The organism is Vreelandella sulfidaeris, from assembly GCF_042429665.1.
In the GTDB taxonomy this organism is placed as follows: domain Bacteria; phylum Pseudomonadota; class Gammaproteobacteria; order Pseudomonadales; family Halomonadaceae; genus Vreelandella.
Genome location: NZ_JBHMAC010000007.1, coordinates 1 through 8,368 on the forward strand (window position 1 = coordinate 1; position 8,368 = coordinate 8,368).

The window sequence follows — 8,368 nt, forward strand, 5'->3', positions numbered from 1 at the left end:
TGGCAGGTGGTGGCAGTGCGCCACGTGGGCGAACAGCCCCAGGCGCTGGAAGAAGATGGTATGACCCTGGGCGATGCCAACGGCATGACGCGCTACTTTAACCACGTTTCGCTAATGCCCGGCGACGCCCCCTGGCGCGCTACACCCAACCCCAAGCCAAGGGTAGATGGCCCCCAAGTCGCTTTTGTGGTCGGCCCGGAAGGCGAAGAGATTCACTGTGACGAGCACGGACGAGTAAAAGTCCAGTTTCCCTGGGACCGCTACGCCGAGCCTGACGACACGGCGAGCTGCTGGGTGCGTGTGGCCCAAGGCTGGGCCGGTGGCGGCTACGGCAGCATTGCCATTCCCCGTATTGGCCATGAGGTGATCGTCTCGTTTCTGGAAGGCGACCCGGACCAGCCGTTAGTCACCGGGCGTACCTATCACGCCGTGAATACCGCGCCCTACTCGCTACCCGAACACAAGACCCGCACGGTGCTGCGCACCCAGAGCCACAAGGCCGAAGGCTTCAACGAACTGCGCTTTGAAGACGAAGCGAGCGAGGAGCAGATCTGGCTCCACGCCCAGAAAGACCTGGAGCTTCTGACGCTTAACGACCGCGTTGAGGAGGTACGTAATGACAGCTTTCTCAAGGTACACAACGACCGCATCAGCGAGATCGATAACGACGACCACCACACGGTGCATGGCAACCGGTTCGAACACACCGAAGGCCTGCAGCACCTTACCGTTCAAGGCACGCTGCATATCAACGCAGGCCAAGCCTGGCTAAGCGAAAGTGGCCGCGAGCTGCACATCAAGGCCGGCCACAAGGTAGTGCTGGAAGCGGGCAGTGAATTGACCCTCAACGCTGGCGGCAGCTTCCTCAAACTAGACGACAGCGGCGTCACCATTTCAGGCCCCAACGTCAAGGTGAACGCCGGCGGCAGCCCCGGCAACGGCACCGGCCAGGCCGCCGAAGGGCCGTTGCTGCCAGGGCATGCGATGGCGGAGGTGCATGAGCGAGTAGATCAGCTCTCGCAGGAGGCATTACTCAAGACCAATTTCAAACTCCCCGAGGTATGTGAAGAGTGCTGGAAAAAAGCACTGGCGGAAGGGCAGAGCGCCATACCAGGAGAGCAGGCATGAATACCGGAAGTTTTCCTGCTTGGGAATCCCTTTCAACATCACAAGTACCGTCCATCAAGCGCTATGCGTTGATAGAGATGGCGCAGCTAGCGGTAACCACCCGAACGACTCTGTTTAACGAAATAGCTGACAAGGACCACTACTGGTCGCTAATCAAAGATGAACGCCAGCCCCATTTACAGCGCGAAGGCCCCTGGTTGTTGAGCATCCCTGATGATCAGCTCGATCAATTGAATCAGCTTGACGGCATGGCATGCGCCTTGCTCAGTTGGATAGAGACCCCACTAAGCGGGGCTGAACTGGCTAGCCATTTGTCTCCGGCCATGGTGGTTGAAAGCCCGCAAAAGCAGCGCTCGCTCCTTCGATTCTATCTTCCTGATGTCATTACTCAGTTGCATGAAGATGCGCTCGAAAATTCAGCGAATGCACTCTTTTCGGGGGTTAACCGTTGGTGGTATCAAGATACAACGATGGGGTGGGTAGCTCTTGAAGGGAAAGCTTCAACAAAGTCCGTCACTCAATGGCAGTTAGTCGTCGATGAGGCTCGTTGGCTAGCCCTGCACGGTGAACCGGAAGTTATGCAACTGACTGCCGAACTGGTCGATTTTGCACCGTCGTTATTTGAAGGAATATGCCATTGTGAGCGGCCCCGTCAGGTGGCTGAAGCGCTTATGCAAGCCAACAGCTATGGTCTGACTGCTACTGCCGACAAGCGAACCTTTATCTATGTGCAATTCAGCCAGGGAAGTGACGCTTGGGCATCGGAGGAAATGCAACGCCTTTTACAACGCGCGGCGGGTGGTGAAGCCACGCTGGCGGAGATATTAGTAACTTCCTATCAGCAGGACGAGCCATGATATGCGCTTGATACCTGTTTGTCTTCAAGTGCTGTTGCCCGCCTTGGTGGCTTTATGGCTGGCTTGGAGCATGCTTTTTAACCCATCAAAGAGTGGATCGCTGGCAGGCTATAACCATACTGACAGACCTGTTTTTAGTTATTGGGTCGATGACAACTGGGGAGGAAATATGGATCCCTATTCTTGGGGTAGTACTACCTGCTGTTGGTCATTCCAGAATGATAATGTTGAAGTGGTATGGATTCTTGATGTCACGCCTGAGGATATCGAGGCAGGCCTAGAGGAGGAACGGCATAGTATGACTCTTCCAATGCCAGAGCATAAACAAGAAGATCAATACTTACATGTACATTTTCTTCCCGATAAAAATGTTGATTTAGTTTGGAGTCAGGATATTCGTTCGCCAAAATTTGATCAGTATCGCAACTCTGAGGCTCGCCATGATGAGTAAAGCAACGTCAGGTTATTTATTGGTCTTTTTTTATTTAACAGTTTTTAAAAAATTAACGGTCATGGAAAAGAATCGATGCGAAATGGCTATAGGAGATAATGAAGTATGTTAGTTCGCTGGGCAATAAGCCGTTATATGCGTCTGATACCCGCTTGGCTTAAGTTTTCATTAGCTGGTTTGGTAGTGATATGGTTAGCTTGGAGCATGCTTTTTAGCACATCAAAGAGTGGTTCTTTAATGGGTCACAATCTTACTGAGAGGCCTATTGGTAGTTTTTGGGTTGATGGTAATTGGGGGGGTAATCTATCCGCCTACTCTGGAGGTTTATATACAGGAGGTGGAACTACCTGCTGTTGGTCCTTTAAAGGAGATTCTGTTGAGGTAGTTTGGATTCTAAGCATGACAGGAGAACAGTCACGCCAAGGGATTGAGGAGGAAAGGCATAGCGTAGAATTTCCCATGCCAGAACATAAGCGAGAGGACCAGTATCTGCACGTACATTTTCTCCCAGATAACCAAGTCGAGTTAGCCTGGAGCCCTGACCTGCAATCTCCTCTGTCTGAACAGTTAAGGTAAGAAGATTGATTATTCTTAATTATAATTTTTGTACGGAATTTTTTATGAAAAAAGGGAGCTGGTTATCATGTTAGTACGCTGGGCAATAAGCCGTTATTTGCGGTTACTACCTACTTGGCTTAAGTTTGCGCTGGCTGGTTTGGTGGTGACATGGTTAGCTTGGAGCATGCTTTTTAACGCATCAAAAAGCGGATCATTGGCAGGTTATAATCATACAGATAGACCTGTTGGTAGCTACTGGGTTGATGATAATTGGGGTGGAAATATGAACGCCCACTCTTGGGGAGGTACTACTTGCTGTTGGTCTTTCCAAGGAGATACTGTTGAGGTGGTATGGATATTAAGTAGGACGGGCGATCAAAAGCGTCAAGGAATAGAGGAGGAAAGACACAGCGTAACCCTGCCTATGCCAGAACATGATAAAGATGATAAGTACTTACATGTTCATTTCATTTCCGATAATAAGGTGGACTTAGTATGGAGTGAAAATATCCGATCGCCAAAATTTGAGCAATACCGTGGTTCGGGAGCTAATTGAAAATGGATGAAACATCTATCGAAAGCATATGCTCATTAAATTCGAGAAGCAAAAGAAGTTATATAGATCGTTTTGGGGCTGACTGCAGCCAAGTGCTGGATATAGGTTTTTTCTTTGATGGCATATCAAGAAATTTAGAAGCCGACATTCAAGAAAGTAGGGTCAGTAACATTGGATGTTTATTTTTAGCCTACCCCCCTCAAGAAGAAGGCAAGCTTAGTGCTCCGATTCGTAGACACTACTACTCCGGCCTTGGAACATCTTTCGAATCTAGTTTATCAGCTGATGTAGTAGGTGCTGCGCACCGTGTTCCTGGCGAAGCCGTCGGAACGGGCGAAGGGCAACTGCGTTCCAGTGCCACGGATGCCGCAAAAGGAGTGCTCTCCGGTGGTGGTTCGGGGCGCTGGTACGAAGTTTTTGGGCGTTCGTTTAAGGTATCTATCACTCAACCCTGGAACTGGGTTAAAGCGGCCCGGGATGCCGCGATTCGCACAGGTATTGAAGCCGTTGCACCTATCCGGGATACCTCCATTGCCGCTAACCTGTTGATGAGTGGAAGCCACACCCGCCTTTCCTCCGCTGTTCGCGATTTTCAGAGCAGTGTGGCTGACGTCAAGCAGAACAGCGAGCTACCGCTGACCAGAATACGTGTCTCTGTCTTTGGCTTTGATTTTGGTGCCGCCATGGCAAAAGCCTTTGTACGACGGCTGTTGGATGAAGTGTGCGATCAGGACGGTGAACGCTTTGTTTATCAGGACAGCGATGTAGAGGTGGTGTTCGTAGGTTTGCTGGACTGTGTGGACCGTACCCATGCGGAGATGGGGCCGCTGGACTGGTTTCATCCGTTAAGCCCAGTACTTGATGATGGCGGAGAGCTACACCCAGGTTGCCAACGAGTGCTGCATCTAATCGCTGCCCATGAGCGGCGCTTTTACCGACGCTGTCGTCCGCTGGGAGGGCAAAATGCGCAGTGGTATGAAGAGCTGTGCCCAGGCATTAGCGAAGACATTGGCGGTGGCCTGGTAACAGACGAACAGAAGGCCAGTGCAGAACTTTCGCTTGCAGCCCTGCACCGTATGTATCGCCGTGCCACTATCGCTGGCGTGCCTTTTCCGCCGTTGGATACGCTGAGAGAGCAGAACGAATTTATTGCTCAAATGTTCGAGCTGAACGATGAAATCGAAGGCTATTCGTTACCCGCCTTGGCGCGCCATTACCGGCGGTTTACTACTACTCGACAAAGTCCTACGGATGAAAACTTCCGCTCTCATACCCTGGTTTATCTGGCCTGGCTAGCACAACGCTTCCGCGATTATCAGGATACCCTGACCGCGCTGGAAGCGCGCGAGGAAGCCTTGCCCAACCGTTATTACCATCGCACCATTGGTTCGCTAGTAGCCTCTGTTTCAGGCTCCCAGGAAGAGTGGTCGATTCAAACAGCAGAACGCGCTGAGATTGATGCGGCATTATCTACATTAAAACAAGCCTGGGGCTGGCTCGAAGATGTGGATGATGAGGCCGCAGATATACGCCGCCGTGAGCGCTCATCCGACAGAAATACCTATTTACATGCACGTGCAACACTTCGCCATCACTCGCAATTAGCCAACAGCTGGTATCAGTGGACAAGAGAAGAGTCCCCTCCTGAGCTACCTGAGCCGGTAGGGCTTTTGTTTGCCTATGGTTTGCATGACAAGCAGCCCGAAGAGATGACTTATCGAAACCGACAACCCTCACAGCTCGTTGGCGGGTATCGGTTTATGACGTGGCGGGGTATCGATAAGCCTGATGACTAAGCTTTCTGCGCATTCCATTCGCTACTTTGTTTATACACCTGCAGGTAAACGTGCCTGGGGTTCTCAAACGGGCATCGATTACCGTTGGGATGTGCAAGTGCAGTTTCGAGAAATACCGCAAGTCCCTTTTCTATCCAATGATCGGTTCTATCCCGCGCCAGAACCGCTCAAAGCCGCGCCTAGCGATATAGCAGAAGTCTTTGATAGCACATCGTCAAATAGTGACTACTGGGTAAAGGAAATATTGAATGTCTGAACAACCTAACCCGAAAGATTACTACGCTGATACGGCATATAAACCAGCGAAACGGGTAGCGTGGGAGGAAGCTAATCCAGATCGTCAACGCATCAGTGGCTCACGTTTAACATGGTATCGTCGTACTCTGGATAATGGGACAAAAGATGAGTATGGGTATGAAAATATAGCGATTTCAAAAAACTGGGAAAATGAAATTAAAAGAAGCCCAGGCTCTAATCATGATGTTTTTAAAAAAACAGGCGTTTTTTATACCTACCACTGTATAATCCCCCCTAATTTTAGCTCGTTTTCGAGATTTTTATTTTTAGTTATGGGTGTGGGTAAGGGCGGGTTTTATTTGTGCTTGTGGGTGACTTTCTTGATATCTTTTAGCTTTCTTGTTATGTCCGTTTTTTCAGGAGCTTTTGCTGAAAATTTAAGCAATATTGCAGGTTTGATTGTTTTTTTGTCACCTATAGCTTTTGTTTTACTATTAGCTTGGCAGCTAGGGCGGTTTCTAGAAAAAAGATTTCCACGCTTCTTTTATAAAATGCAAAAAACTCCCCTGTGGCAACTAAACCGTCAGAATGGTTTTTTCACGATTTATAACCCAAAACGAGCTTGGGAAGAGCGCTTAGCAGCCCCTTTCTATGAATTTGACGCCTACCTTGAAAGCTCGCCGGATACCCAAGGTAGCCCTACCTATTCGCTGATGCTTTTTCACCCTGAAACAGGACTTAGCCAGAAGCTGGATGCTCAGTTCCCGCCTACCAACATGCCCGGTGAATTGGTTGCAGCGTGGCAGTTTATCCAGCGCTATATGGATGTTTCCCAGCCGCTACCGGATGTGCCTGCTCTGGAAATACACCGCCACAAAGACCCCACCACCGCAGCCGCCGACCAGCGCAAAGGCCGTAACCCGCGCTACTGGAGAGATATGAGCGAAGCCGATGTAGAGAAAATACAGGAAGAGAAGTACCAAAAAAATATTCGTTTGCGTTAGCCGGTAGGCGCAGTCCAGTCATTGTATCAAACAACACTCTCAAGGCAGTCGCTACTACGCGCCTGCCTCGGCGGTAGCGTGGCTTAACGTGTTAAATTAGTTCCAGTGAGTGATTGTATGAATTGCCGCAAGCTACATGAGCGCGATGCATTAATGAACCAACTGGGCGATACCCATAACCGCCCTACGCCTACGTCACTTCTCATGGGCCAAATGTGGTAAGAGCATTTTCAGCAGACACCTATTAATACGGTGATTGAAATTAAAAGCGGCCTACCCGGCATGGGGGTTGAGCTACAAGATGTCGCAATCATTAAGCGCCTAGAAGGAAAAACTCACAATACACCAGCCTATAGCGGTTGGACGAAAGAATCTGAAACGCAGATGACGCCATTACTGACCCAGCTATCTGCAAATTCTATTCGCTAATTTGTTTATACGCCTGCGGGTAAACGTGCATGGGGGCCTCAGACGGGCATTGGCTACCGTTGGGATGTGCAAGTGCAGTTTCGAAAAATACCGCAAGTTCCTTTTCTATCCAATGATCGGTTCTATCCCGCGCCTGAACCGTTAAAGGAAACACTCAGCAATATGGCAGAAGTCTTTGACAGCACATCATCTAATAGTGATTACTGGGTAAAGGAAACATTGAATGTCTGATCAACCTAACCCAAAAGACTACTACACTAATACTCCCTACAAACCTGCTAAACGGGTAGCGTGGGAGGAAGCTAATCCAGATCGTCAACGCATCAGTGGCTCACGTTTAACATGGTATCGCCGTACTCAAGATAATGGCACAAAGGATGAGTATGGTCATAATAATTTAGCTATATCTAAGAACTGGGAAGCAAGGAGAGCGAAGTTAAGAGCAGAAGATAGTGTTTTTAATGCGATAAAAGTTCGATATGATCATCAATCAATCATGCCTCCACACTATAGCTTTTTATCGAAATTCATATATGTTTTAATGGGCTTTGGAATAGTTTTTTTATGGATGTCTTTAATATGTTTCCTTTTAATATCCTTAATATTCTTGAGTTCTTTGGTTTTTGGTAAAAATGACCTTGGATACTTTGTTTCGTCGATGCTTTTTAATACTAAGTTTTTTTACCAATAGCACTGATTTCATTGGTTATTTGGAAGGGCGGTCGCTTTTTAGAGAGTACATTCCCTCGATTTTTTTATGGAATGCGAAAAGCTCCCCTATGGCAACTCAACCGTCAGAATGGTTTTTTTACGATTTATAACCCAAAGCGAGCTTGGGAAGAGCGCTTAGCGGCACCCATCTATGAATTCGACGCCTACCTTGAAAGCTCGCCGGATACCCAAGGTAGCCCTACCTATTCGCTGATGCTCTATCACCCTGAAACGGGGCTTCGCCAGAAACTGGATGCGCAGTTCCCACCTACCAATATGCCCGGTGAATTGGTGGCCGCGTGGCAGTTTATCCAGCGTTATATGGATGTTTCCCAGCCGCTACCGGATGTACCTGCCTTGGAAATCCATCGCCATAAAGACCCCACCACCGCAGCCGCCGACCAGCGCAAAGGCCGTAATCCGCGCTATTGGCGGGATATGAGCGAAGCCGAAGTAGAGAAAATCCAGGAAGAAAAGTATCAAAAAAATATTCGTTTGCGTTAAGGTCTGTGGGCATTGCAGCAGTTAATTCAATAAAAATTCAAACAGTGGCATGACGCGCTACTTTAACCACGTTTCGCTAATGCCCGGCGACGCCCCCTGGCGCGCTACACCCAACCCCAAGCCAAGGGTAGATGGCC

The 8,368-nt window shown here is 49.0% G+C and carries 10 protein-coding genes; all 10 read left to right on the plus strand.

Going from position 1 to position 8,368, the window contains the following annotated elements:
- A partial coding sequence (locus ACFFLD_RS04000) for a type VI secretion system Vgr family protein (RefSeq protein WP_386072427.1) occupies window positions 1-1,128 on the plus strand: 1,128 nt, incomplete at its 5' end.
- Window positions 1,125-1,985 carry a DUF4123 domain-containing protein gene (locus tag ACFFLD_RS04005; RefSeq protein WP_386036679.1) on the plus strand — a complete coding sequence of 287 codons (861 nt, stop codon included), beginning with the start codon at window positions 1,125-1,127 and terminating at the stop codon, window positions 1,983-1,985. The genes ACFFLD_RS04000 and ACFFLD_RS04005, both read left to right, overlap by 4 nt.
- A 1-nt stretch (window position 1,986) precedes the next feature.
- Window positions 1,987-2,436 carry a DUF3304 domain-containing protein gene (locus ACFFLD_RS04010; RefSeq protein ID WP_386036681.1) on the plus strand — a complete coding sequence of 150 codons (450 nt, stop codon included), beginning with the start codon at window positions 1,987-1,989 and terminating at the stop codon, window positions 2,434-2,436.
- Between the two features lie 237 nt (window positions 2,437-2,673).
- Window positions 2,674-3,012 carry a DUF3304 domain-containing protein gene (locus ACFFLD_RS04015; protein ID WP_386036702.1) on the plus strand — a complete coding sequence of 113 codons (339 nt, stop codon included), beginning with the start codon at window positions 2,674-2,676 and terminating at the stop codon, window positions 3,010-3,012.
- A 67-nt stretch (window positions 3,013-3,079) separates the two neighbouring features.
- On the plus strand, window positions 3,080-3,550 hold the full coding sequence (locus ACFFLD_RS04020; protein ID WP_386036684.1) for a DUF3304 domain-containing protein: 471 nt from the start codon (window positions 3,080-3,082) through the stop codon (window positions 3,548-3,550).
- A gap of 92 nt (window positions 3,551-3,642) precedes the next feature.
- A complete protein-coding gene (locus ACFFLD_RS04025; protein WP_386036687.1) occupies window positions 3,643-5,346 on the plus strand; it encodes a DUF2235 domain-containing protein in 1,704 nt (567 codons plus the stop codon).
- Window positions 5,339-5,602 carry a hypothetical protein gene (locus ACFFLD_RS04030; RefSeq protein WP_386036690.1) on the plus strand — a complete coding sequence of 88 codons (264 nt, stop codon included), beginning with the start codon at window positions 5,339-5,341 and terminating at the stop codon, window positions 5,600-5,602. The genes ACFFLD_RS04025 and ACFFLD_RS04030 overlap by 8 nt, the downstream gene beginning before the upstream one ends.
- Entirely contained in the window at window positions 5,595-6,587 is a 993-nt protein-coding gene (locus ACFFLD_RS04035; RefSeq protein ID WP_386036693.1) for a hypothetical protein, read from the plus strand. Before ACFFLD_RS04030 ends, ACFFLD_RS04035 begins: the two co-directional genes overlap by 8 nt.
- A 652-nt stretch (window positions 6,588-7,239) precedes the next feature.
- Window positions 7,240-7,707, plus strand: coding sequence for a hypothetical protein (locus tag ACFFLD_RS04040; RefSeq protein ID WP_386036696.1), 468 nt, complete (start codon window positions 7,240-7,242; stop codon window positions 7,705-7,707).
- Window positions 7,708-7,778: 71 nt separating this feature from the next.
- Window positions 7,779-8,231, plus strand: a complete 453-nt coding sequence (locus ACFFLD_RS04045; RefSeq protein WP_386036699.1) for a hypothetical protein — start codon at window positions 7,779-7,781, stop codon at window positions 8,229-8,231.
- Window positions 8,232-8,368: the final 137 nt, after the last annotated feature.

Coding starts and splice junctions, on each gene's coding strand:
- ACFFLD_RS04035 (WP_386036693.1), top strand. CDS start 5,595: ATGTCTGAACAACCTAACCCGAAAGATTACTACGCTGATACGGCATAT.
- ACFFLD_RS04020 (WP_386036684.1), top strand. CDS start 3,080: ATGTTAGTACGCTGGGCAATAAGCCGTTATTTGCGGTTACTACCTACT.
- ACFFLD_RS04040 (WP_386036696.1), top strand. CDS start 7,240: ATGTCTGATCAACCTAACCCAAAAGACTACTACACTAATACTCCCTAC.
- ACFFLD_RS04045 (WP_386036699.1), top strand. CDS start 7,779: ATGCGAAAAGCTCCCCTATGGCAACTCAACCGTCAGAATGGTTTTTTT.
- ACFFLD_RS04015 (WP_386036702.1), top strand. CDS start 2,674: ATGGGTCACAATCTTACTGAGAGGCCTATTGGTAGTTTTTGGGTTGAT.
- ACFFLD_RS04005 (WP_386036679.1), top strand. CDS start 1,125: ATGAATACCGGAAGTTTTCCTGCTTGGGAATCCCTTTCAACATCACAA.
- ACFFLD_RS04010 (WP_386036681.1), top strand. CDS start 1,987: ATGCGCTTGATACCTGTTTGTCTTCAAGTGCTGTTGCCCGCCTTGGTG.
- ACFFLD_RS04030 (WP_386036690.1), top strand. CDS start 5,339: ATGACTAAGCTTTCTGCGCATTCCATTCGCTACTTTGTTTATACACCT.